Annotated in this window: 22 protein-coding genes and 1 pseudogene; 16 read left to right on the top strand and 7 right to left on the bottom strand. The window is 62.1% G+C overall.

What is annotated here, in order from left to right:
* Nucleotides 1–175 precede the first annotated feature (175 nt).
* The 5 genes from WN982_RS04455 (at nucleotide 176) to WN982_RS04435 (ending at nucleotide 4,777) form a co-directional block, all read left to right on the top strand.
* Nucleotides 176–760 (top strand): hypothetical protein, encoded by a 585-nt coding sequence (locus WN982_RS04455; RefSeq protein WP_341314572.1) that lies wholly within the window; start codon nucleotides 176–178, stop codon nucleotides 758–760.
* A 497-nt stretch (nucleotides 761–1,257) separates the two neighbouring features.
* Entirely contained in the window at nucleotides 1,258–2,541 is a 1,284-nt protein-coding gene (hemL, locus tag WN982_RS04450) for a glutamate-1-semialdehyde 2,1-aminomutase (protein WP_341314571.1), read from the top strand.
* A 72-nt stretch (nucleotides 2,542–2,613) separates the two neighbouring features.
* Nucleotides 2,614–3,771 (top strand): bifunctional diaminohydroxyphosphoribosylaminopyrimidine deaminase/5-amino-6-(5-phosphoribosylamino)uracil reductase RibD, encoded by a 1,158-nt coding sequence (ribD, locus tag WN982_RS04445; protein ID WP_341314570.1) that lies wholly within the window; start codon nucleotides 2,614–2,616, stop codon nucleotides 3,769–3,771.
* A gap of 16 nt (nucleotides 3,772–3,787) precedes the next feature.
* Complete coding sequence (locus tag WN982_RS04440) at nucleotides 3,788–4,435, top strand: riboflavin synthase (protein WP_341314569.1); 648 nt, start codon at nucleotides 3,788–3,790, stop codon at nucleotides 4,433–4,435.
* 15 nt (nucleotides 4,436–4,450) lie between these two features.
* The gene (locus WN982_RS04435; protein WP_341315715.1) at nucleotides 4,451–4,777 is read left to right on the top strand and encodes a LysR substrate-binding domain-containing protein; all 327 of its coding nucleotides are present in this window, start codon (nucleotides 4,451–4,453) and stop codon (nucleotides 4,775–4,777) included.
* Between the two features lie 98 nt (nucleotides 4,778–4,875).
* Here WN982_RS04435 and WN982_RS04430 read toward each other — a convergent pair whose 3' ends face one another.
* The 3 genes and pseudogenes from WN982_RS04430 to WN982_RS04420 form a co-directional block, all read right to left on the bottom strand.
* A complete protein-coding gene (locus tag WN982_RS04430; RefSeq protein WP_341314568.1) occupies nucleotides 4,876–5,970 on the bottom strand; it encodes an SDR family oxidoreductase in 1,095 nt (364 codons plus the stop codon).
* Nucleotides 5,971–6,165: 195 nt separating this feature from the next.
* Nucleotides 6,166–6,666 (bottom strand): annotated as a pseudogene (locus WN982_RS04425) (LysR family transcriptional regulator).
* A gap of 64 nt (nucleotides 6,667–6,730) precedes the next feature.
* A complete protein-coding gene (locus WN982_RS04420) occupies nucleotides 6,731–7,567 on the bottom strand; it encodes a hypothetical protein (protein ID WP_341314567.1) in 837 nt (278 codons plus the stop codon).
* A 294-nt stretch (nucleotides 7,568–7,861) separates the two neighbouring features.
* Between WN982_RS04420 and WN982_RS04415 the strand changes: the two genes are divergently transcribed.
* The 6 genes from WN982_RS04415 to WN982_RS04390 all read left to right on the top strand — a co-directional run bounded on the left by WN982_RS04415 (nucleotide 7,862) and on the right by WN982_RS04390 (nucleotide 13,741).
* Nucleotides 7,862–8,977, top strand: a complete 1,116-nt coding sequence (locus WN982_RS04415) for an alkene reductase (protein WP_341314566.1) — start codon at nucleotides 7,862–7,864, stop codon at nucleotides 8,975–8,977.
* A 105-nt stretch (nucleotides 8,978–9,082) separates the two neighbouring features.
* Nucleotides 9,083–9,832 (top strand): glucose 1-dehydrogenase, encoded by a 750-nt coding sequence (locus tag WN982_RS04410; protein WP_341314565.1) that lies wholly within the window; start codon nucleotides 9,083–9,085, stop codon nucleotides 9,830–9,832.
* A 442-nt stretch (nucleotides 9,833–10,274) separates the two neighbouring features.
* The gene (ribBA, locus tag WN982_RS04405; protein WP_341314564.1) at nucleotides 10,275–11,411 is read left to right on the top strand and encodes a bifunctional 3,4-dihydroxy-2-butanone-4-phosphate synthase/GTP cyclohydrolase II; all 1,137 of its coding nucleotides are present in this window, start codon (nucleotides 10,275–10,277) and stop codon (nucleotides 11,409–11,411) included.
* Between the two features lie 49 nt (nucleotides 11,412–11,460).
* Nucleotides 11,461–11,967, top strand: coding sequence for a 6,7-dimethyl-8-ribityllumazine synthase (ribH, locus tag WN982_RS04400; protein WP_115098789.1), 507 nt, complete (start codon nucleotides 11,461–11,463; stop codon nucleotides 11,965–11,967).
* Nucleotides 11,964–12,398 carry a transcription antitermination factor NusB gene (nusB, locus tag WN982_RS04395; protein ID WP_341314563.1) on the top strand — a complete coding sequence of 145 codons (435 nt, stop codon included), beginning with the start codon at nucleotides 11,964–11,966 and terminating at the stop codon, nucleotides 12,396–12,398. Before ribH ends, nusB begins: the two co-directional genes overlap by 4 nt.
* A gap of 146 nt (nucleotides 12,399–12,544) precedes the next feature.
* The gene (locus WN982_RS04390) at nucleotides 12,545–13,741 is read left to right on the top strand and encodes a pyridoxal phosphate-dependent aminotransferase (protein ID WP_341314562.1); all 1,197 of its coding nucleotides are present in this window, start codon (nucleotides 12,545–12,547) and stop codon (nucleotides 13,739–13,741) included.
* Between the two features lie 143 nt (nucleotides 13,742–13,884).
* On the opposite strand, the gene WN982_RS04385 is transcribed toward WN982_RS04390, so the two are convergent.
* Complete coding sequence (locus tag WN982_RS04385; RefSeq protein WP_341314561.1) at nucleotides 13,885–15,066, bottom strand: transglycosylase SLT domain-containing protein; 1,182 nt, start codon at nucleotides 15,064–15,066, stop codon at nucleotides 13,885–13,887.
* A gap of 607 nt (nucleotides 15,067–15,673) precedes the next feature.
* Here WN982_RS04385 and WN982_RS04380 point away from each other — a divergent pair.
* Together WN982_RS04380 and WN982_RS04375 are read left to right on the top strand one after the other, a co-directional pair.
* Nucleotides 15,674–17,242 (top strand): UbiD family decarboxylase, encoded by a 1,569-nt coding sequence (locus tag WN982_RS04380; protein WP_341314560.1) that lies wholly within the window; start codon nucleotides 15,674–15,676, stop codon nucleotides 17,240–17,242.
* Nucleotides 17,243–17,300: 58 nt separating this feature from the next.
* Nucleotides 17,301–17,978: a LysE family transporter gene (locus tag WN982_RS04375; RefSeq protein WP_341314559.1), complete on the top strand. Its 678-nt coding sequence runs from the start codon at nucleotides 17,301–17,303 to the stop codon at nucleotides 17,976–17,978.
* Between the two features lie 94 nt (nucleotides 17,979–18,072).
* Here the strand turns inward: WN982_RS04375 and WN982_RS04370 are convergent, their stop codons facing one another.
* Both WN982_RS04370 and WN982_RS04365 read right to left on the bottom strand, forming a co-directional pair.
* Complete coding sequence (locus tag WN982_RS04370) at nucleotides 18,073–19,038, bottom strand: threo-3-hydroxy-L-aspartate ammonia-lyase (RefSeq protein WP_341314558.1); 966 nt, start codon at nucleotides 19,036–19,038, stop codon at nucleotides 18,073–18,075.
* 189 nt (nucleotides 19,039–19,227) lie between these two features.
* The gene (locus WN982_RS04365) at nucleotides 19,228–19,527 is read right to left on the bottom strand and encodes a hypothetical protein (RefSeq protein ID WP_341314557.1); all 300 of its coding nucleotides are present in this window, start codon (nucleotides 19,525–19,527) and stop codon (nucleotides 19,228–19,230) included.
* Between the two features lie 766 nt (nucleotides 19,528–20,293).
* On the opposite strand from WN982_RS04365, the gene WN982_RS04360 reads away from it, so the two are divergent.
* From WN982_RS04360 to WN982_RS04350, 3 genes are all read left to right on the top strand, one after another.
* Nucleotides 20,294–21,232: a DUF2520 domain-containing protein gene (locus tag WN982_RS04360; protein ID WP_341314556.1), complete on the top strand. Its 939-nt coding sequence runs from the start codon at nucleotides 20,294–20,296 to the stop codon at nucleotides 21,230–21,232.
* Nucleotides 21,233–21,309: 77 nt separating this feature from the next.
* The gene (locus WN982_RS04355) at nucleotides 21,310–21,630 is read left to right on the top strand and encodes an EthD family reductase (protein ID WP_341314555.1); all 321 of its coding nucleotides are present in this window, start codon (nucleotides 21,310–21,312) and stop codon (nucleotides 21,628–21,630) included.
* Nucleotides 21,631–21,842: 212 nt separating this feature from the next.
* The gene (locus WN982_RS04350) at nucleotides 21,843–22,406 is read left to right on the top strand and encodes a YggT family protein (RefSeq protein ID WP_341314554.1); all 564 of its coding nucleotides are present in this window, start codon (nucleotides 21,843–21,845) and stop codon (nucleotides 22,404–22,406) included.
* A 378-nt stretch (nucleotides 22,407–22,784) separates the two neighbouring features.
* Here the strand turns inward: WN982_RS04350 and WN982_RS04345 are convergent, their stop codons facing one another.
* Nucleotides 22,785–23,660 (bottom strand): hypothetical protein, encoded by an 876-nt coding sequence (locus WN982_RS04345; protein WP_341314553.1) that lies wholly within the window; start codon nucleotides 23,658–23,660, stop codon nucleotides 22,785–22,787.
* Nucleotides 23,661–24,068: the final 408 nt, after the last annotated feature.

Raw genomic sequence — 24,068 nt, 5'->3', positions numbered from 1 at the left:
GGCGTCAATTGTACGCGACGGATACAACGTTCACCTTGTCCCGGCGCCATCGAGCGGGACGTCCGAGCGCTGCGACAAGCACGGCGCCGATTGGTTAAGCTGCCGCCTGAACGATTCTTGCGCAATGCAAACGTGCGCCGTTGCGCCTTCCTCATCGCTTTCTCCCGACCTTGTCATGACTGCATTCCTGCTGATCTGGAGCCCCAAGAAATGGCCGTGGCCCGAGTTACCTGACGTGGCGAAGCGTGTCGCCGCGGGCGTAGCGGTAGCGGACGTGTGGGGTTGCGGGTTTGCGCGCGGCATCCTGCCTGGCGACCGCGTGTTCCTGCACCGCGTCGCCCAGGAACCCAAGGGCGTCTTCGGCTCCGGCTATGTGACGCGAGCCCCGTACGAGGTCCCCGACCCGGCGACCAGACGTGGCTACCGCTTATGCATCGACTTCGTGTACGACTGGCTTGTCGACGCACACGAGGGGGTTGTAATCCCGCGCGAGATGTTGCGCACGCATCCGTTTTCGGTACAGACGTGGGACGCACAGAGCTCAGGCACGGTCATCAAGCCAATCGCTGAAGGTGCGCTGGAAAAGCGCTGGGCCGAGCTAACCGGCAAGCGCAAACCACCGAAGCTCGACGCCCCGACGGGACCCACGCGCTCAAGCAAGGCAACGGCCCACGCGGCAGCGGCCGAGAAGACCGCGGCGAAAAGCCACACCGAGCCAAGGCTCAAAGCGCCGGCGACGAAACAAACGCGCAAGACCTGATCGACGGCAAGCGGCAGCAAGGCCAGCCGACCGATGGTTTATGAAGTACCGCTGCGGCGCGCGCAGCGCCGCCGGAAGTATGACTGCCTTGTCACCAGCGCGGAGTGTGCGAGGGCACGGATTCCAGATGTTCCACTACCGTGACTGCGCGAGGAACCCGCTTAGCATTAGCGGTTTGAGCCGCTTTCTTTTGCCTACTTTTCTTTGCGGCAGGCAAAGAAAAGTAGGTGCCGCCCCGCACAGGGGCAACACTAATAAACCAATATCAAAGCAAGGAAAGGCAACGCCGCAGGCAAACAGAGATAAAGCGCTGCGAAGGCAGAGAAAATCAAGAAAAAGCACAGGAAACAGCCCCCCACCCCGGAGGGGCAAACACAAAACCTCTTCACGCTGACTCCGGTACAATTTCCCCACCAACCCCAGCCCTGCGCGAAGCGAAAAGCCCCATCCTCCCGCGCCGCTGCGCTATCCCGAGTCCAAAGGCATCGCCACCACCCATGTCCAAAAACCAGACCCTCTTCGACCGCGCGCAGCGCACCATCCCAGGCGGCGTGAACTCGCCGGTAAGAGCATTCCGCTCAGTAGGCGGCACCCCCCGCTTCATCGAACGCGCCGAAGGCCCCTACTTCTGGGACGCCGACAAAACCCGCTATATCGACTACATCGGCTCGTGGGGCCCGATGATCCTCGGCCACGTCCACCCGGAAGTACTCGAAGCGGTCCAGCGTGCGCTGGTGAACGGCTTCTCCTTCGGCGCCCCGACCGAATCGGAAGTGGAAATCGCCGAAGAAATCTGCAAACTGGTGCCGTCGATCGAGCAGGTCCGCATGGTATCGAGCGGCACTGAAGCGACCATGAGCGCGCTGCGTCTCGCGCGCGGCTTCACGAACCGCAGCCGCATCGTCAAGTTCGAAGGCTGCTATCACGGCCACGCGGATAGTTTGCTCGTCAAAGCCGGCTCGGGCCTGCTCACGTTCGGCAATCCGACGTCAGCCGGCGTGCCGGCCGATATCGCCAGGCACACCACGGTGCTCGAATACAACAACGTCGCCGAACTCGAAGAAGCGTTCAAGGCGTTCGGCAACGAGATCGCGTCGGTGATCGTCGAACCGGTCGCGGGCAACATGAACCTTGTGCGCGCCACGCCCGAATTCCTGCAAGCATTGCGGCGTCTGTGCACCCAGTACGGCTCGGTGCTGATTTTCGACGAAGTGATGTGCGGTTTCCGCGTCGCCCTGGGTGGCGCGCAAGAGGTCTACGGCATCACGCCTGATCTCACGTGTCTCGGCAAGGTAATCGGCGGCGGCATGCCGGCGGCAGCCTTCGGCGGACGGCGCGACATCATGGCTCACCTTGCGCCGCTCGGTGGCGTCTACCAGGCGGGCACGCTATCGGGTAATCCGATCGCGGTGGCCGCGGGCCTGAAAACGCTGCAACTGATTCAGGCGCCGGGCTTCTATGACACGCTCGCCGCGCGCACCACGCGTCTCGTGCAAGGTCTGGCGAATGTCGCGCGCGAGGCGAAGGTGCCGTTCGCGGCTGATTCGCTCGGCGGCATGTTCGGCCTGTACTTCACCGAGTCGATCCCGACCAGCTTCGCCGAAGTCACGAAGAGCGACGTGCCGCGCTTCAATGCGTTCTTCCACAAGATGCTCGACGCTGGCGTGTACTTCGCGCCGTCGGCATATGAAGCCGGCTTCGTGTCGATCGCGCACGACGACGCGATCGTCGACGCCACGATCGACGCAGCGCGTGGCGCGTTCGCCGCGCTTGCGGCCTGAGACCGGCGACAACACGAACGCGAACCCGACACTCAACGACGCAGCCTAGCCACCATACCCGACCGGACTCCGATGTTTTCGCAAACCGATTTCGTCCATATGGAACGCGCGCTCGCGTTGGCCAAGCGCGGTATGTACACGACCGACCCGAATCCGCGCGTCGGTTGCGTGCTGGTCAAGAACGGCGAAGTGATCGGCGAAGGCTTTACGCAACCGGCCGGCCAGGACCACGCCGAGGTTCGCGCGTTGAAAGACGCGCGTTCGCGCGGCCATGACCTGCGCGGCGCGACGGCCTACGTGACGCTCGAGCCGTGCAGCCACTTCGGCCGCACGCCGCCGTGCGCGAATGCGTTGATCGACGCGCAGGTCGAGCGCGTGGTCGCGGCGATGGAAGACCCGAATCCGCAGGTCTCCGGGCGCGGTCTCGCCATGCTGCGTGACGTCGGCATCGAAGTGCGTTGCGGGCTGCTCGCCAACGAAGCGCACGAACTGAACATCGGCTTCGTGTCGCGCATGACGCGCGGCCGCCCGTGGGTACGCATGAAAGTGGCGGCGTCGCTGGACGGCCGCACCGGTTTGCCGTCGGGCGCCAGTCAATGGATTACCGGCGAAGCGGCGCGCGCCGACGGTCACGCGTGGCGCGCCCGTGCGTCGGCGATTCTGACCGGAATCGGCACCGTCAGGGGAGACGATCCGCGCATGACCGTGCGCGCCGTCGACACGCCGCGCCAGCCGCAACGCATCCTGATCGACAGCCAGCTCGACGTGCCGCCTGAAGCGCAGATTCTGGCGGGCGCGCCGACCTTGATCTTCTGCGGCAATCTCGATCAGCGTCATACCGAACGCGCTAACGCGCTGCGCGATCGCGGCGCGGAGATCGTGCAACTGGCAAATGCGGCCGGCAAGGTCGACCTGCCCGCGATGCTGAAAGTACTCGGCGAACGCAGCGTCAACGAACTGCATGTCGAGGCGGGCTACAAGCTGAACGGCTCGCTGTTGCGCGAAGGCTGTGTCGACGAACTGCTGGTTTATCTCGCCCCAAGTCTGCTCGGCGCGGACTCGATGAGCATGTTCAATCTGCTCGCGCCCGACACGCTCGAGGGCCGCGTGCAACTGAACTTCCATGCGGTCGACCGGATCGGCGAAGATCTGCGGATTCTCGCGCGCTTCGTGCCTCGTCCCGCCCCCGAAGCCGAGCCCGGACCCGCACCTCAACCTACTTCGAATTGATCAAGGAACCAGCACGATGTTTACAGGAATCGTCGCGGCGGTCGGCCGCATCGCATCAGTCAAACCCCTCGCTGACGACGGCAAGACGGACGGCGACGCGGGCGTGCGCCTGAACGTCGAAGCCGGCGGCCTCGATCTCGACGACGTGCAACTGGGCGACAGCATCACGATCCAGGGCGCCTGCATGACGGTCGTTGCAAAAACCGCGCATTCGTTCGAAGTCGACGTCTCGCGCGAAAGCCTGAACTGCACGGTCGGCTTGGGCGAGCCCGGCGAGGTGAATCTCGAGAAGGCGCTGCGCGCGCATGACCGGCTCGGTGGCCATATCGTGTCCGGGCACGTGGACGGCCTCGGCACAGTCACGCATTTCGCGCCGGTCGGAGAGTCGCATGAACTGCGCGTTTTGGCACCGCGTGAGATCGGTCGCTATCTGGCGTACAAAGGCTCGATTACCGTCAACGGCGTGAGCCTGACCGTCAACTCGGTTAAAGATCGCGACGACGGTTGCGAGTTTTCGATCAATCTGATTCCTCACACGGTTCAGGTGACCTCGCTGAAAAATCTGCACGAAGGTTCGCAGGTAAATCTGGAGATCGATCTGATTGCGCGGTACGTGGAGCGGATGCTCAGCGCGTCTCAGGACGGCTACAAGCCGTTGAAGTAATCCAGTTTTTGGCGAATCGACTGTCTACCGTATTTTCACCAAAACCAGCTGAATCTACGCTTTGGTGACGGTATACCTGACAAAACGATCTCTGTTCATCCGCAGGGGCGCTTCAAGGCCGACAGCGGCATAGCTCTCGCCGCCGCCGCCGTCGCGGGACTAGGCATCGCCTGGCTTCCGGCGAGCCTCGTCGAGCCCTATTTGGCGTCCGGCGCCCTTGTTTCTTTGATGACACGCTATCCTCCACCGACGGCCGGCATGTTTGTCGTCTGGCCGCCAGGATCGCATCCTGCGCGAAAGGTTCGAGTCCTCACTGAACTGCTGATCGAGCATTTCGGATAGTTGCCAGGTCTCGGACAAGCCCGCAGAGGAACTACTGCTCAAAGATGCGCGCCGTCGCGTACTTGCACATCCGTGCCAGGCAATCGGTGGCTTCCACTTTACAGTGCGGGCGGCAGGAGCTTCCGGTCTATGAAAGACTGGAGCGCGTCGCAAAATGCATCCCGGGTGTCGACGGCCGCATTGAATCCCGCTTTGCGAAGCTTGATGGTGCTGACGAAAGCAACCGGGCCCGCCGGTGCGCCGTATGCAAACGCAAAGTCCGCATGCTGATCGCCCTGTCCGACGAACGCATGGAGATCGCCACTCGCAAGGCCGTACTTGTCGACGATCTTCGCCCACACGTCGGCGTTGTCGCGAATGTACTGCGCGATACTGACAGGCTCATCTGCTCCGACGTTCACGCCCAGCGTCTTCGCCATCGCCGGCCACACGCTCCGCCATTCGAAGACATCGCCGTTGGTGACGTTGAAGATCTCGTTCGCCGCTTGTGGAGATTGCGCCGCCCAAACCATCACCTGGCCGACGAGATCGGCGTCGGCCATTTCCCACACGAACGATGGGCCGCCTGGAAAGCCGAATGCTTCGCCCTTTTCGCGGCGGATAGCTGCGTAGACGCCAATGGCCGGCAGCACGTTAAGCGCGCCAGCTGTCTTCCCGGTGACGAGTTGCGGGCGCAGCACGGTGTAGGTGAAGCCGTGCTTTTCACCCGCGTCGTGGACGTAATCCTGTTGGTCGAAGAAGAAGTTCGCGTGATTGTCGCGGGGATCGCTCTCGCGTGCAGGGATAGCGATAGGGTGAAGGTGGACGCCGTATGCCTTCGTCCCCTGCAGGATGGACACGTGCTTAAGTGTCGACTTCCCTGAGACGAGAGGCTCGATGACGTTACGCAGCATCGCATTGTTGATCTCGATCTGATCGGCGTTCGACCAGCCGCTCACCAGATCATCCGCGTTCTCGTAGATTGCTGCATACGCAACATGCGTGATGCCGTCAAGCGCAGACAGCGCTTCACGGGCGGCGTTCTCGTTGCGCAAGTCCACCGGGATAAATTCGAAGTCGCGGCCGCTCGGCAGCTTCGGCTTGCGCCTGGAAATGCCGACAACATCCCAACCTGCTGAGAGAAAGCCTTCGATAGCGGCTACGCCAATGAGTCCGCTCGCACCCGCCACCAGAACCTTGCTGCTCTTGCCCATTCCATTTCTCCAATTCGATTATTTCTGTACCAGCTCAAAGCTTTCGCGCCGCATATCGCGCGATATATTTGAGTGACCTTCCGACGTCCCAGTCGGTTGAACGAAATTTAGTCTCTAACAGGAGTTGGCAGTAGTAGATGGCGCGGAATTCCGGTTATTCCATTGAGTAATGGGTTCGGCCGATACGACTCGCTATTACGCCCGAGCGAGTGCCTCTTCGACGAATTCGACGAATGCGCGCGCTCTCGCCGTTACCAGACCGCCCTGATGGAAAGACGGCCCACAGATCGAGCGCGGGCAAAGTCCAGTCGGTCAACACAGCCTTGATCTTGCCCGACGCCAGTTCGGGAGAAAACATCCAGCGCGACGCAACGGCGAGCCCCATCCCGCTGAGGACCGCCGTCCGCATTCCTTCGGCCGCGCTCACGCGCAGCTTGCCGGACAGGGGACGACCTGCTCGGCCTCGTCGGCCTCCCTGATCGCGAGCTTCGCATGTTCGTAGAAACGCTGACCGGCGTCCGTCAGCGTCAGACCTCGCGTCGAACGCAAGATGAGCCGCGCACCAAGGCGCTCTTCGAGCTGCGCAACGGATTTCGAAATGGCGGGCTGCCCGACATTCATCCGCTTCGCGGCTGCCGAAAACGAACCCGCCTCGGCGACGCTGACGAAAATTTCCATTGCAGCCACTCGATCCATACTGCGCGTCTCCCGCTTTGTTCGAGGTAGTCATTTCGCGGTCGCCGGCATGCGCAACGACGATTCAGTCGCCGAAAAACTCGATCGCCTGCCCGTTCAGCCGAGGATGATCGACGACCACACCGAGGCAGCGCCCGCTTTCATAGTCGAATGCGATCACGCCATCCTGCGCCGTGCAGTACAGATGGCCGTCCGGTCCAAACCGCAATCCGCGCGGACGGCGAAACGGCACGCCGTCCGGAGGAGAGAAGACGCGCACCAGCGTCCCGCTGCTTGCGTCGTATTCTCTAACCGATGTCGCGGCTGCGGGTGAACCGAACGGAAACTCGCTCGACACCAGCACATTGCCCCCGGGCGCGATAGCGAGATCCAGCGGACTCATTGTGTCGTCGGCTGCGAACGTGCTGTTCCTGAGTACGCCGCTCAACGTGAACTGCAGAATCGCATTTTCGCCCCGCCCATCCGGTCCGACGCCTGACGCGAGAAACAGCCCGCCATCATCGGCGAACGCGAAGCCGCGCGGAAACGGGGCGATGCCGCGCTGCAGTATGGGCGTGCCGATGCCATCGAGATCGGGCGGGAATGCGGCGATGGTCCTTTCCGTCCGCAATCCCACGTAGTAGCGTCCGTCCGGTCCGAGGTTGCCGCCGCCGGCATTCAGGCCCGGGATATGGCACGTGTCGTATTGAACTTCGCCCCGCGAGTCGAGCGCGAGAATGCGGTCGTCGCCGCTGTTGACGTAGAGCAACTGCTGGTTCGCGCTCACGCGAAGTCCGCGCGGATCGACGATACGCAAGTCGTTGCTGAAAGCGCCTTGCGCCGTCCCATCCATCGAGAACGCCAGTAGCTGGCCGTATCCATCGCCGTTCGCCCCGCTGGCGCTCGTCACCAGTATCTTCATGTCGCCGTCCCCTTTGCTGATTGGCCGTCGAGACGCGATGGAGGTTCAGCGTCGATTGCGGACATCCGGCCCCTGTTCCGTTCGATGACCCGACGTGCCGATCATGTCTGCATATCCCGCTTTGCAACAGACGCGTATCGGGCATAGCTGACATTCCGCTCAGGCATGGTGGTCTGGTCGCGGTTCGCGACATGCCCGCACGGAATGACAGTTATCGCTGGCAGCCCTCTTCTGCACCGCCGCTATGGCGGCCATGATTCGCTCATCGTCAACGCGCCCCAGAGGGATGAACGAATGAACAAGCTCTTCAGCCGTACCCATGTCGGACCATTCGAACTCAATCACCGCGTCGTGCTCGCCCCGCTCACGCGGATGCGTACCGAGGAAGGCAATGTCCCCGGCGACCTGATGGTCGACTACTATGCGCAGCGCGCTTCCGAAGGCGGCCTGCTGATTACCGATGCAACCGCCGTCTCGCCGCTTGGCATTGCATACGTCGACGCGCCCGGCATTTACACGGACGCTCAGGTGAAGGGTTGGAAACGCGTGATCGATGCCGTCCATGCGAAGGGCGCCCGCATTTTCCTTCAGATGTGGCACGCCGGACGCCAGGCGCACCCGGCCAACACGGGAGGAATGACGCCCGTTGCCCCTTCCGCGTTGCGCTCGCTCGAACACGCAGCCATTCGCGACGGGGACGGCAACGTCACCGAAGCTGAACTGGTCGTGCCGCGCGCGCTCGAGCTGAACGAAATTGCGGGCATCGTCGAGCAGTTCCGCCGCAGTGCCGTGCTTGCGAACGAAGCGGGCTTCGACGGTGTCGAGCTGCACGGCGCAAACGGATATCTCTTCGAACAGTTCCTGCTGGATGGAACGAACCACCGCACTGACGCGTACGGCGGTCCGATCGAAAACCGTGCGCGATTCCTGTTCGAAACGCTCGACGCAGTCGTCTCAGTGTGGGGCCGCGGTCGTGTCGCCCTTCGCCTGTCACCCAGTGGCACATACGGCACGATGTCCGACAGCGATCCGCATGCCACGTTTGGTTATGTGGCCGAGCATTTGAACAGCTATGACCTCGCGTATCTGCATGTGATTGAGCCACGCATTCGCGGCATCGTCGAGCAGGAGACGAGCGCATCGGACGTGACGTCCAAGGACATGCGCCGCATTTACCAAGGCACGATTATCGCCGCGGGTGGCTTTACGGGGGAAAGCGCCGAACAGATCGTTGTCGACGGCCATGCGGACCTCGTCGCGTTTGGGCGCATGTTTATTTCGAACCCCGACCTGCCCGAACGTCTGCGCGCCGGCAAGCCACTCACTCACTATGATCGCTCAACGTTCTACGGCGGCGATGCACATGGCTATACGGACTACGCCTCTCATTCCGAGGTCGTTGCTGCGTAACCGCGCTTCGAAAAGTGCAGGCCAAAACGGGCTCAAGCGCCGTCTTGGCCGACTGGCCTTTCACATCACGCTCATCTCTTTGCCAAACACTCGTTGGAGAGCATCATGGATCGACTCACGAACAAGACGGCCGTCATTACGGGCGGTAGCAGCGGCATCGGCCTTGCCACCGCGCAACGGTTTGTCGACGAGGGCGCTTATGTGTTCATCGTTGGCAGGCGGCAATCGGAACTCGACAAGGCGGTGCAGCAGATCGGCCGCAATGTGACGGCCGTGCAGGCCGACGTGACCAAGCTTGACGACCTTGATCGCCTGTTCTCCGTCGTCAGGCAGGAGCGTGGCAAGATCGACGTGCTTTTCGCCAATTCAGGTTCGATTGAACACCGGACGCTTGACGAGATCTCGCCCGAACACTACGACGCAACCTTCAACGTCAACGTGCGTGGACTCATTTTCACCGTGCAGAAGGCGTTACCGCTGATGTCCGCCGGAAGCAGCATCATCCTGACCAGTTCCATCGCAGGAGTCAAAGGCCTACCAGCCCACGACACCTACAGCGCGGCAAAAGCAGCCGTTCGCTCACTCGCTCGCACATGGACCATCGAATTGAAGGACCGTGGCATCCGCGTCAATGCCGTCAGCCCGGGCGCCATCGACACGCCGATTATCGAAAGTCAGGTTTCCACCGCCGCCGAAGCGGACGAGTTGCGCGCCCAGTTCGCCGCCGCAACGCCGTTGGGACGCGTCGGTCGCCCCGAAGAAATCGCGGCCGCTGTATTGTTCCTTGCATCCGAGGACAGCAGCTTCGTCACAGGTATCGATCTGTTCGTCGACGGTGGCCTCGCACAGGTGTGAATCCTCATTCAGGGGGTGACGAACCTCTCTAGAGGGTCGACATCTGCCTGTCGGTACGACACTGCGGCTGCGACTTTCTCCCGCTCGCAGCCGTCCACTGACGTCTCGATACAGACACCGCCGCGTGACGGTATTTTTGACGGTATACCGGCGACTCTTTGATACCATCGCCTTGCGGGACAAGGTCGTTCCGATCGATTCAATGTAATTGCGCGGAGCGCATGCTGTCGACGCTGCAGAATGCGGGGTAATGGTCGACTTGCGCAGTAAGTAACGGCGCTGGATTAAACCGCCCTATCGACCGCGGCGAGCGCCCTCGCCGGCGGCGTACATCGAGAATCAAGCGCCCGCTAGTCAGCCGAACGGCCTATGCCATCCGGCACAGGCGACTTGGAGGCGCGCGTGGCGTAAAATACGCGCTTTCTTCGAAAATCTCGCCAACATGACGCTCGCCTCCACTCCAGAGATCATTGCCGAACTGAAAGCAGGCCGGATGGTGATCCTCGTCGACGAAGAAGACCGCGAAAACGAGGGCGACCTCGTGATCGCCGCCGAATTCGTCACACCGGAAGCGATCAACTTCATGGCCCGTTACGGCCGCGGCTTGATCTGCCTCACGCTCACGCAGGAACGCTGCAAGCTGCTGAACCTGCCGTTGATGACCTACCGCAACGGCACGCAGTACGGCACTGCGTTCACCGTCAGCATCGAAGCAGCCGAAGGTGTGACCACCGGCATTTCGGCGGCCGACCGCGCCCGCACGATCGCCACCGCGGTCGCGCCGGACGCGAAAGCCGAGCACATCGTGCAACCGGGTCACGTGTTCCCGATCATGGCGCAGCCCGGCGGCGTGCTGGTGCGCGCCGGCCACACCGAGGCCGGCTGCGACTTCACCGCGCTGGCAGGCCTCACACCGGCCGCGGTAATCTGCGAAGTCATCAAGGACGACGGCACGATGGCGCGCCTGCCGGACCTGATGGAATTCGCCAAAGAGCACGATCTGAAGATCGGCACGATCGCGGATCTGATTCACTATCGCAGCCGCACCGAATCGATCGTCGAGCGCATTTGCGAACGCACCATGCAGACCGCGCACGGCGCGTTTCGCGCGGTGATGTATCTCGACCAGCCAAGCGGCCAGCCGCATATCGCACTGGTGCGCGGCACGCCGACCCCGGAGCAGGACACGCCGGTGCGGGTGCATGAGCCGCTGTCGGTGCTGGACCTGCTCGAAGTCGGCGAATCGACCCACTCGTGGACGCTGGATGCGGCGATGAAAGAGATCGCCCAGCGCGACCTCGGCGTGATCGTGCTGCTGAACTGCGGCGATTCGAAAGACCACCTGATCGACGTTTTCAAGGCGTTCGACTCGAAAGAAAAAGCCGAGGCGCTCAAACGCCGGCCGGTCGACTTCAAGACTTACGGTATCGGCGCGCAGATTCTGCGCGAACTCGGGGTCGGCAAGATGCAGGTGCTGTCAAACCCGCGCAAGCTGGGCAGCATGTCGGGCTACGGCCTCGAAGTCACCGGCTTCGTGCCAATGCCGGGCAGCACCGCGCCGGTTCCGCATCAAGGCTGATCCGACCATTCACGCGCTTAGCGCTCACTCAAAACACTACGGAATTCACATGGAAATCGGACAATACCAACCGAATCTCGACGGCGACGGACTGCGCATCGGCATCGTGCAGGCGCGCTTTAACGAACCCGTCTGCAACGGCCTCGCCGATTCTTGCATCGAAGAACTCGAACGCCTTGGCGTCACCGGCGAAGACGTGCTGCTGGTCACCGTGCCGGGCGCGCTGGAAATCCCGCTGGCGCTGCAAAAGCTCGCCGAAAGCGCGCAATTCGACGCGCTGATCGCGCTGGGCGCCGTGATTCGCGGCGAGACGTACCACTTCGAACTGGTGTCGAACGAGAGCGGCGCGGGCATCACGCGCATCGGCCTCGATTTTGGCATTCCGGTCGCCAACGCCGTGCTGACCACCGAAACCGACGAGCAAGCTGTCGCACGCATGACAGAAAAGGGTCGTGACGCGGCGCGCGTGGCCGTCGAAATGGCAAATCTCGCTGTCGCGCTCGAGCAACTCGGCGGCGATGACGAAGAAGAAGATGAAGAAGAGGAAGAGGCATGAAGAGCGCACGCCGACGCTCCCGCGAACTGGCCACGCAGGGGCTTTACCAGTGGCTGCTGTCGGGCGCGCCCGGCGGTGAAATCGACGCGCAACTGCGCGGCGCGCAGGGCTTCGACAAGGCCGACCACGAACATCTGGACGCCATCCTGCACGGCGTGATCCGTGACTCGGAAGCGCTCTCCGCCGCTATCGCGCCGTGCCTCGACCGTCCGATCGACCAGCTCTCGCCGGTCGAACGCGCGGTGCTGCTGGTCGCCGCATTCGAGCTGAAGAATCACGTCGATATCCCCTATCGCGTGGTCATCAACGAGGCGGTCGAGCTGGCCAAGACGTTTGGCGGCGCGGACGGCTACAAATACGTGAACGGCGTACTGGACAAGCTGTCGGCGCAACTGCGCGCCGCTGAAACACAGGCGGCTCGCAAGCATTGAGCGTGATGCCGCGAGCCATGCGCCTCGCTGGAAACGCCGGACCGCCGGCAACTGAACCGCTCGACCGTTCGCAAGGACGCCGCTGCGCGCATGAACGCATGCGCGCGGCGCCGTCCCGCCTTAGCTTCTGAATTGGATTGGATCGTATGAACTCCGTGACCGAACCCTTGGTGCGGCTTGCTGCCCGCGTCGACGCCATCCAGCCTTTCTACGTGATGGAACTGGCCAAGGAAGCCGCGCTGCTGGAGCGCGATGGGCGCGACATCATTCACATGGGAATCGGCGAACCCGATTTCACCGCCCCTGAGCCGGTCATCGAGGCCGCCGCCAGCGCGCTGCGCCGCGGCGTCACGCAATACACCAATGCACTCGGCCTGCACGCGCTGCGCGAGGCGATTTCGGCGCATTACGCCGAGGCCTACGGCGTCAGCGTCGATCCGGCGCGGATCGTCGTCACGGCGGGCGCGTCCGCTGCGTTGCTGTTAGCGTGCGCGGCACTGGTCGACCGCGACGACGAAGTGCTGATGCCCGACCCGTGCTATCCGTGCAACCGGCATTTCGTGATCGCCGCCGAAGGCAAGCCGGTCATGGTGCCGAGCGGCCCGGCCGAACGTTTCCAACTGACCGCCGCCGATGTCGAGCGTCTGTGGAACGAACGCACGCGCGGCGTGCTACTGGCGTCGCCGTCGAACCCCACCGGCACGTCGATCGAACCGGCCGAACTCGAGCGCATCGTCAAGGCCGTACGCGCACGCGGCGGTTTTACGATCGTCGATGAAATCTACCAGGGCCTGAGCTACGACGCAAAACCCGTCTCGGCGCTCTCCTTCGGCGACGACGTCATCACCGTCAACAGCTTCTCGAAGTACTTCAACATGACTGGCTGGCGTTTGGGCTGGCTGGTGGTGCCGCCGGCGATGGTCGGCGCATTCGAAAAGCTCGCGCAGAATCTGTTCATCTGCGCGTCGGCGCTCGCGCAGCACGCGGCGCTGGCCTGCTTTGAACCGGAAACGATCGCGATCTACGAAGCGCGCCGCCTCGAATTCAAACGCCGCCGTGACTTCATTGCACCGGCGCTGGAATCGCTGGGCTTCTCGGTGCCGGTCATGCCTGACGGCGCGTTCTACGTGTACGCCGATTGCGGCACGGTCGCGCATCCGGCAGCCGGCGACAGCGCAGCGCTGACCAAGGCAATGTTGCACGATGCGGGCGTGGTGCTGGTCCCGGGTATGGACTTCGGCACGCATGCGCCGAAGGAGTACATCCGGCTCTCGTATGCGACCGCCTATCCGAAGCTGGAAGAAGCGGTCGAGCGATTGGCAAAGCTGTTCGGGCGGCATTGATCGAAGGCATGGAACGGCACAGCAAGGTCTGATGAGACTGACTGCCGCGCGGCGCAGCGCCAAACGAAAAAAGGACACCATCTCGGGTGTCCTTTTTCTTATTGGAGCCGCCTCTCGCGCCACGCCAACCGGGGCCGGCAACCTCAGGCGCCCAACTCCGAAGCCGACGCCACATGCTTGGCAGCGTTGGAGCTAGCGTCGTCCTGCTCCGGAACTGGCGCCTTCACCGGTGCTGCCGCGCTCAACGGATGACTATTATCGAGCGTTACCTGCACGCGCTTGCCGTTACCCGCTGCGGTAGCCGTGGTCGTGGTCGACGCGGTCAGAGCCGGCGCCTGCGGAGCGTTGACCGGCACTTTGCGGCCACGCGCCACATCGCGCAGACGGCCACGCTCGGCCATGACCTTGGCGCCGTAACCGCCGTCGTCCGGCGAGGTCGAACCGACGTACAGACGCAAGCCGCCAGGCAGCGAACCGCCGCGTGCGATGCAATCCTTCAGCACCAGCGCGCCCACCTTGATGTTCGCGACCGGTTCGAGCGCCGCACGCTGGCCACCGAAATACTGGAATTTGTCCGAATGCACCTTGGACATCACCTGCATCAGGCCCTGCGCGCCCACGCCGCTCTCGGCGTACGGGTTGAAGCCCGATTCGATCGCCATCACGGAGAGCAGCAGGAGCGGATCGAGACCGACTTCGCGGCCAGTGTCGAACGCCGCTTTCACGAGCTCGCCGACCGGTTCCTGAGCGACGCGATAGCGCCGCGCCAAGTACGACGAGACCAGATCCTGCTCGCGGGTCGAAACCAGCGCGCGATCGTCGCGTGCGTCGGCCGAGACGCGTTGCTGCGGAATCAGCCGCGCCAGCGCGCTGACGCTGTGCATGGTACGCGGGTCGAGCCCGTTCAGCGCCGCCACGCCCATACCGGCCGTGCCGTTACCGTCGAAAGCGCCGTCGAAGCTGGTGTTGCTGGCGGTCACGCCATTGTTGCCGTTGTTCGAGCCGCTAGCGGCGTCGTTGCTGGTCGAATTCGCGGACAGCGAGTCTTCAGAGGACGCGCCGCCGGGCGGCCCGAACGCCGGCAGCGGGTTGCCCTGCAGCAGGCGGGCGGGACCGGCTTGCACAGCGGCCGAAATGACCGGCATCAACTTGGCGGCGAGTGTTCCGCGCCAGGCCGGCATCAGCCACAGCGCGAGTGCCAGCACGACAGCGAAACCGCCGACGATGCTGAACAGGTGATGACTCATTCGCGTCCCTCGACGCAACGCACCACGCACAACTTGCGCGATACGCTCATCGGGACGCCACGATAACCAGGCGTTCATTCAGATCTCCCATGTTGCATGATCCGCGAACTCCGCCAGTTGAACAGGCGGTAACGCACATTCGCAGAGTCAAGACGTCGCGCGCTCTGTCTGGTTAGGGCAGCTGCGACGTCGGGAAAACGGCAAATACCGTTTGTGGGGAGCCATCTTGCAAAGAGACCGCGGCATGCCAAAAAAACATGCAGGCGGAGGCTCCCACGCGAAAAACCAGCGTCAACAGGCGCTGGCGAGGACTTCAATAAGACCGTCAAATACCGTGCAGGGGGGCGGTAAACGGTGACGCGTTGCGTCTGAAGGGACCGGGGGCGGTGGTAAAAAGGTTCACGCCCTGCAACCAATGTGGACGGATTCTATGCAGGGTTTTATAGATCGTCAACACTATAGATATGCAAATGTATAACTAATTGTAATAATGAACAGTGTTCAGCGCGCGGAAAACCGCGCCGTGCGCGCCTCTTCGGCTATCTCGATTAGTGCCCGCAAGTTGGATCATTTGGCTGATCTACGTGCCCCAGTCAACACAGGTAAAATCGACAATCGTTTTGGCGTTGCAAAGACCTGCTGCGCCCTTCATTCCAGCCGCTCGCGCGGCACTGAACCGGACCAGATGAAATACAAAGACCTGCGCGACTTCGTCGGCCGTCTCGAAACGATCGGGGAACTGCGCCGTATCCCGCAAAACGTCTCGCCAATCCTGGAAATGACCGAGCTGTGCGATCGCGTGCTACGCGCCGGCGGTCCAGCTTTGCTGTTTGAGAGCAAGCGGGAGCATGCGTTCCCGGTGCTCGGCAACCTGTTCGGCACGCCGCGCCGCGTCGCGCTCGGCATGGGTGTCGACGCACAAGCCGGTGAAGGGGATGGCGCCGCGCTGGAGTCGTTGCGCGACGTCGGACGCCTGCTGTCGGCACTCAAGGAACCGGAGCCGCCCAAGGGGCTCAAGGACGCCGGCAAACTGTTTTCGCTTGCGAAGGCTGTTTGGGACATGGCGCCGAAAACAGTGAGCGCGCCGCCCTGCCAGGAAATCGTCTGGGAGGGCAACAATGTCGACCTCGCGAAGCTGCCGATTCAGACCTGCTGGCCGGGCGATGCGGGACCGCTGATCACATGGGGTCTGACCGTCACAAAGGGTCCAAATAAGAGCCGCCAAAACTTAGGCATCTACCGCCAGCAACTGATCGGCCGTAACAAATTGATCATGCGGTGGCTCGCCCATCGCGGCGGCGCGCTCGATTTCCGCGAATTCGCGCTGCAGAATCCGGGCAAACCGTATCCCGTGGCCGTGGTGCTCGGCGCCGATCCGGCAACCATCCTCGGCGCGGTCACACCGGTGCCCGACACGCTGTCCGAATACCAGTTCGCCGGACTGCTGCGCGGCGGGCGCACCGAGCTCGCCAGGTGCATTACGCCGGGTGTCGACACTTTGCAGGTGCCGGCGCGCGCCGAGATCGTGCTCGAAGGCTTCATCTATCCTCAGGAAGGCGCGCCCTCGCCTGTCCCGTCCGGCGCGCCGCCGCGTCCGTCCAAGGGTGCCTCGGCCGGGTACGAACACGCGCTGGAAGGTCCGTATGGCGACCACACCGGGTATTACAACGAGCAGGAGTGGTTCCCCGTCTTCACGGTCGAGCGCATCACGATGCGGCGCGACGCGATCTATCACTCCACCTATACCGGCAAGCCGCCCGATGAACCCGCCGTGCTCGGCGTCGCGCTCAACGAAGTGTTCGTGCCACTGTTGCAGAAGCAGTTCACCGAGATCACCGATTTTTACCTGCCGCCTGAAGGATGCAGCTACCGGATGGCGATCGTGCAGATGAAGAAGAGCTACCCAGGCCACGCCAAACGGGTGATGTTTGGCGTGTGGAGCTTCCTGCGGCAATTCATGTACACGAAGTTCATCGTCGTGGTTGACGAGGACGTGAACATTCGCGACTGGAAGGAAGTGATCTGGGCGATCACCACGCGCATCGATCCGGCGCGCGACACCGTGCTGGTCGACCGCACGCCGATCGACTATCTGGATTTCGCGTCGCCGGTGGCGGGGCTCGGTTCGAAGATGGGACTCGACGCGACCAACAAATGGCCCGGCGAGACCGATCGCGAATGGGGCCGCCCGATTGTGATGGACGACGCGGTCAAACAGCGCATCGACACGCTTTGGAACGAGTTGGGTCTGTAACGCGAGCCTGCAAAACAGAACAAGTCTGAATAACAAAACTGATGGAGCAGTTGCGCGGATGCATGCCTTTTCAATGATGTCGGATGGCTTTTTTCTGTCGTTGTCGTTGTGCCTGGATATCGGTCTCGTCAACGTCGCGATGATTTCGCTGACGCTCTCGCATGGCTTCAAACCAGGCTTCTGGCTGGGTCTCGGTTCCTGCATCGGCGATCTGATTTACGCAGCACTCGCGCTCGCGGGCATGGCGGCGCTGTTGCAGTTCGAATCGGTCCGCTGGGTCGTGTGGATCGGCGGTGCGGCGATTCTGCTGTTTCTCACCTGGAAGATGGCGCGCGAAGCGATGTTCCCGGCATCGGCGCCGCCGGTTGCAGGCGAAGCGGACCCGAATGCGCCGCATCTGTCCGCTTGGCGCGGTTTTCTGCGCGGCGTGTTGCTGGCGGTGTCGTCGCCGTCCGCGATTCTGTGGTTCGCGGCAGTCGGCGGTGCGCTGATCGCGAAAGCGGGTGCGGCCAGCGTGAGCACTGCGCCGGTGTTCCTCGGCGGCTTCTTTCTCGGCGGCCTGTGCTGGACGATCTTTATCTGCGGACTCGGCAGCCACGGACGCAAACGCGCCGGCACCGGTCTGCTGCGCGCCTGTCACGTGCTGTCGGCGCTGCTGTTCGCGTACTTCTCGTATAGCGTGATCGTCAACGGGTATCGCGATCTGATCGTGCAGACCGCGCACGCAGCGAGCTAAAAAAACGGCTCGCGTCGACGAGCCGTCTTCCGTCATTCCAAAATCGCAGCGTAATACGTAACAAGCACGTAGCAAGCACGTACCAAGCGACGTATCAGGCGAGATACTGCGCCAGCTTCGCCAGATCGACGTTGCCGCCGCTGACCACCACGCCTACGCGCTTGCCCTTCACCGGCACGATGCCGTTGAGCACCGCGGCCGCGGCAAGGCAGCCCGTCGGCTCGACCACGATCTTCATGCGCTGCGCGAAAAAGCGCATCGTCTCGATCAACTGCTCGTCGCTGACCGTTTCGATTTGCGCGACCAGCTTCCGGATGATCGCGAACGTATAGTCGCCGAGATGGGTGGAAGCAGCGCCGTCCGCGATCGTACGCGGCGCGTCGATATGCACAACCTCGCCGCGCGCGAGCGACTGCTGGCCGTCGTTACCCGCTTCGGGCTCGACGCCGATCACCGTGCACGCCGGGCTCAATGCCGCCGCCGATAATGCGCTGCCGCCAATCAGGCCGCCGCCGCCGAGGCAAACGAACAGCATGTCGAGCGGCCCGGTTTCTTCGATCAATTCCTTGACCGCCGTGCCCTGCCCCGCGATCACATGCGGATGGTCGTACGGTGGAATCAACGTCATACCGCGCTCTTCGGCGAGCCGCCGGCCGATCTCTTCGCGATTTTCCGTGTAGCGGTTGTAGCTGATCACTTCGCCGCCGTAGCCCTTGGTCGCCGCGACTTTGGCAGCGGGCGCGTCGTGCGGCATGATAATCGTCGCGCGGATGCCTGCAAGGCGCGCCGACAACGCAATCGCCTGCGCATGATTGCCCGACGAATACGTCAGCACACCCGCCGCGCGCTGCGTCGCATCGAAGTGCGAGATCGCGTTGTAGGCGCCGCGAAACTTGAACGCGCCCATGCGCTGAAAATTTTCACACTTGAAGAACACTGACGCGCCCGTGCGCTCATTGAATGTGCTCGACGTCAGAACGGGGGTGCGGTGCGCGACGCCTGCAAGACGCGCAGCGGCGTCGAGTACATCGTCGAAAGTGGGGGCGGGAAGCACTTGCATCGGCGAAACTCTCCAGAGCGGTGGCTAAACAGCCATTCTCCCAGCTTCGACAATGCTTTGGAATGTTACCCGTGCGATGGCCCTCTGCCCTCAGGACGAACGCGGCCTCGCAAAACACCAACGGCGTAACCCGGCGATCAAGCCGGCGTTACGCCGTCAACAACTCATCGAGCATTCGCTCTGCCGTGATTAGCGGCGATAGTAACCGCGCCCGTAATAACCGCGACCGTAATAGCCATGGTGGTAGTAAGGACCGCCGTAACCGTAATAACCACCCACCACGACGGGCGGTGCATAGTAGACCGGCGGCGGTGCATAGTAGACCGGCGGTGGCGGTGCGTAATAGACCGGCGGCGGCGCGGCATAAACCGGATACGCCGGCGCGAACGGAATCCCTATACCGATACCGACAGAAACGTGCGCCTGCGCAGCAGTCGCGAGCCCCACGCCGAGCGCAGCGGCAACAACAAACGGAATGACCTTTTTCACTTTTGTTCTCCTGGCGCGGCCCACTAAGGTCGCCGACTTGCATGCTTTGCATGCTACAAAATCAATGTATCGAAAAAGCCATCGCATATCTGTTCACATTTGTTGCAAATTGCAATCGGTGGCAATGAGTCGCAAGCGGCGTTCGTATGGCGCGCCGCGGTCCGGTGGCGTAGCGCGCTGAAAACCAAGGGGTTAAGCGAGTCCGAGAGTCGAGAATAGGCCGCCTCACCGATCCCGGCGCGCAATGCGCTGACTTGTCAGTAATCTTTAATTACAAATTAGCTTCAATCCTGACGGCCCAAACGAAAAATGCCCGGCACAAACGCGCCGGGCATTTCTTACCCTCAGGCAGGCGAAGCTTTCAACCTACTTTCACATAGGTGAATTCTCTGGAGACGTTAGGTGGAACGTATGCGCCACTGATGCGCACGCGAGGGGTCAAGCGCTTCCTCTGATCCCACCAGCGACGGCGCTGCGAATGCGTCAAGAACCGCAAGTGTTTTCGGTAAGAAAAAATATTCATTGTTACCTCCCGAATCTGACTGCGAGACGAACAACCCAGAACTGCAACTGCCAAACCGGCTCATCAGAAAATTGTGGGCAATTTTTGAGCCCACTGGACGCGCGCCGCCGGATGACCGGCCGGGCGCGCCATATCGCGCGCACATCGACCTGAGGAAAGCGGGCGTCAAGGCCGCGCCACCGGCGGGCGGATGCGCGATACTTCTGCTTTCCCGTTCAACTGTCCCGTCTGGAGCAGGCAACCATGTCCCAGCCCTCTCTGCCGCGTCTCGGTTTCATCGGTGCGGGCCGGCTCGCGCGGTGTCTCGCGCACGGCTTCTCTCGCGCCGGCTATCCGGTCACGGCGGTGGCGAGCCGCACGGCAACCTCGGCCAACCGGCTCGCCAGTCAAATCCAGCATTGCGCGGCATTCGACGATCCACAACAGGCCGTCGACGCCGCCGATATCGTCTTTTTAGCCGTTCCCGATGACAGTATCGGTACGACAGCACACACACTGCGCTTCGCCCCGGACGCTGCGGGCGGTCCGCACGCCAAGGCGCTCGTGCATTGCAGCGGCGCCTCGCCGGTCGAATTGCTGGCACCGGCGCGCGACCAGGGCGCATCGATCGGCGGTTTTCATCCACTTTACCTGTTTAGCGGCGATCCCGCCGACATCGAACGGATCGCCGGCTGCTCGGTCACGATCGAGGCCGACGGCGCGCTTAAAGAGGCGCTGACGGCGCTGGCCGTCGCGTTGCGCTGCCATCCGCTGTCGATCCCGGCGGGCGGCCGCATGCTGTATCACGCTGCCGCGCACTACGCCGCCAGTTTCGCGCTGTGCAGCCTCGCCGAATGCGTCGCGCTGTGGCGCACGCTGGGCTTTGCCGAAGACGACGCGCTGCGCGCGCTGCTGCCGATGCTGGCCGGCACCATCGAAACCGCCCGCGACAAAGGCTTGCCCAATGCGCTGGCCGGCCCGGTGTCACGCGGCGACACTGGCGTCGTGGAGAAGCAGTTGGCGCTGCTGGAAGGTCTGGGCGGCGATCATGCCGCGCTGTACGGTTTGCTGTCGCGGCGCGCAGTGGGGCTGGCCGAGCGCCGCGACAAGCCACCCGCTGCGATCGACGCGATCGCCGAGGCCGTCGAAGAATCGCTTAACCGTTCGCTGAATCAGGCGGCAGCAGGTGCAAGCGTCAAGTAAGCCGTGATAATGTGACGACCGGCGCCGCGCGCAATCCGCCAGCGCCGCGCTTCGGGACCAACAGACGAGAACGCACAATGATCAAGGTCAGCATCCTTTATCCATACCGGGAAAACGGCCACTTCGACGTGGAGTATTACTGCGTCACGCACATGCCGCTTGCGGCCAAGCTGTTCGGGCCGTCGCTCAAGGGCTGGTCGGTCGACGTCGGCATCAACGCCGGGCCGCCGGGCACGCCACCGCCGTATGTTGCAGCAGGACACTTCCTGTTCGACAGCGCGGACGACTTCTACAAGGTCTTCAAGCCAGCTTCGGAGCAGTTGGTCGCCGACATCCCCAATTACACCGACGGCGGCAACGGTACGATTCTGATCAGTGAGATCAAGATTTCGCAGTGATTTGTGGTGAGCCAGGACGGCTCGGCGGTGTCGGACTCGCCGATTCGGCTTGCCCGAATACCGTGGTATTGAATCACAGCGCCACCGCTTGAGACACGCAGTCCCGCGGGCACGGCGCATGGAATCCAAATGAACCTGCTGGCGCACCGATTGATCAGCGTCAGCGCCCTGCGGCCGATCGACGGCCGTCATTCGAAGGATAAGGACACGAGATGTTTGGCGATATCGCCCGTTTTCTGCTCAATACCGTCTTTACGCTGTTTGGCGCCGCACTGCTGCTGCGCGCCTGGCTGCAGGTCGTGCGCATGCCGCCGTACAACCCGGTCACGAACGCGGTACTGCAAGCCACCAACTGGCTCGTGCTGCCGCTGCGGCACATCCTGCCGAGTACGCGCAATATCGACTGGGCGAGCATCGTCGCGGCCCTGATCGCCGCGATCGTCTACGTGGTGCTGATGGTGTTGCTCACCGGCGCCGATCCGCTCACGCTCTTGCCGACCCTGCTGATCGTTGCGGTGCTGACCCTCGTCAAATGGGCGCTCAATCTGATCATCTGGCTGACGATCCTCATGGCGCTGCTGTCGTGGCTCAATCCGCGCTCGCCTGCCATGCCGATCCTGTATCAGCTGACAGCGCCGTTTTTGAATCCGCTGCGCCGTGTGGTGCCGCAGCTCGGCGGCATCGACCTGTCGCCGATTCTGCTGTTCGTAATCGTGCAGGTGCTGTTGATGGTGGTGACGCGCGCGGCTGTTCAGCTGACTTACTTCGTGATCTGAACGGCGCTCGATGCGCCGTATGGGAAAGGGTGGTAGTAGCGCGATTTGCGCAAACTACCCTTTTTCGAGTAAAATCATGCGCTCTGCGGGCGTCGTATAATGGTAATACCCTAGCTTCCCAAGCTGCAACGGCTTGAGCAAACCCACTATTCATGCGGGTTTAAGACGTGGTTTTCCAGCGGGCACCATTAGAAACCACGTGTCATGCGGGTTTGACGGCGACGCCAGTTTTCATCCCAGCACATCAAGTTAAAAGCTAATAATCTGGATGGCATATTGTCGGCCATCCTGTTTCGCATCGGCCTAATAGCGCTGAGCGGCTCCGTGCGGCCATGAATACATTTCTCGAACTCATATCGAGTTTCCGCTTGCACCAAGTCAATCGACGATATCTAGCTTGGTATCGGTCGGCCACCACGCAGGGGGCCAGGTCGTCCACGATGGAACAGTAACGCATCGGGACAAAATCTCGTCTGCCGGATTTCGAGCAGCGAGTTCATTCCTGACAACCTTCAGCCATATCTTCACCCGGTCGTCATAGGGAGGCTGAAAATCGTCGGCTCTCTGTTCTAGCCGATCCAGAAAGCTCTTTAACTGCTGAACACGTGCGTCCGCCTCCATCATGAGGAAAGCCTGCTTCAGCTGTTCCGCTTGGGCATCGCTTCGTCGCTGCTCTCGCGCTCGCGCCTCCGCTGCGCGTTGTTGATCGGCCTCGGTAGCTTTTCGCTCTGTTCGCAACCGCATCTGCAGCGCGGGCAACAGCAATGCTGTTCGCACGATCTCATCGAGAAGCCCTTGCAGTTTTTCCTGCGTGCCCTGCCAGGTTTTACTGGCCCGATACTCTGTTCCCTGAATGCTGAAGGTGAAATTTCCGGACGGCTTCGTCTCATAATCGCTCGCCCATGACGATTCCTTCCGTTTCTCCGCTACCTCGGCCGGGGAAAGCCGAATACGGCGGTACCCCTCGGAAAACTTGAGCGAGAAAGTCTCATCTCCCAGTCTCATTTCAATTACCGCTTCACTACGACGCCGAGCGTACGTTGCTTCGGTTTTCTCCAGCCTCACGATCTTCATACCGCCGTCTGACAGGCCGCGCAAAAGCGTGGCGTGGAACAGCAGAATCCAGTCCATGGATACAAGTGATGCGTTGATGTCGAGGCATCCTTCCCGGATTAAATGGTACCGGCCATGCTGCTCAGGAGGTGGGCGATCCTCCGGCTTTGTATCTATCCAGCCCTTGCCCCGGTTGCGCATGGCGCGCTCGATCAAGCGCGGAAGGCGGTCGCAGTACCTGTGTGTAGCCCTAACTAACGGATGTGCGCTTTCGAGGTCAGTTGCGAATACAATCGGTGCTCGTTCTTTCTCCGATGCATCCGATATCGGTCGCAACTCCGCGCGCCGACTCTCATTGGCTCTTCTGCGCGCCAGTTGGTTGGGATCAAGGGTTGTGAAATGCACCTCGACATCAAGTTTCGGGTTTGGCAGCGGAGTTCGCGGGGGCTTGTGCCCAGCGGCGAGTTTGGCCCAGTAACCCCGGGGCGGGGCAGGCACGTCATGACGACGGCAAGCTTTGGCTAGACCCACGTCCGATATTCCCAACTGCTTGGCTAGCCTAGTCATCGGTGCCGACCAGACCCTTTCGTATAACTCGCTGCGCTTCAT

It is taken from the genome of Paraburkholderia sp. IMGN_8, from assembly GCF_038050405.1.
Classification (GTDB): domain Bacteria; phylum Pseudomonadota; class Gammaproteobacteria; order Burkholderiales; family Burkholderiaceae; genus Paraburkholderia.
The sequence above is the reverse complement of the archived record's forward strand: the minus strand, read 5'-3'. Positions and strand labels throughout refer to the sequence as shown.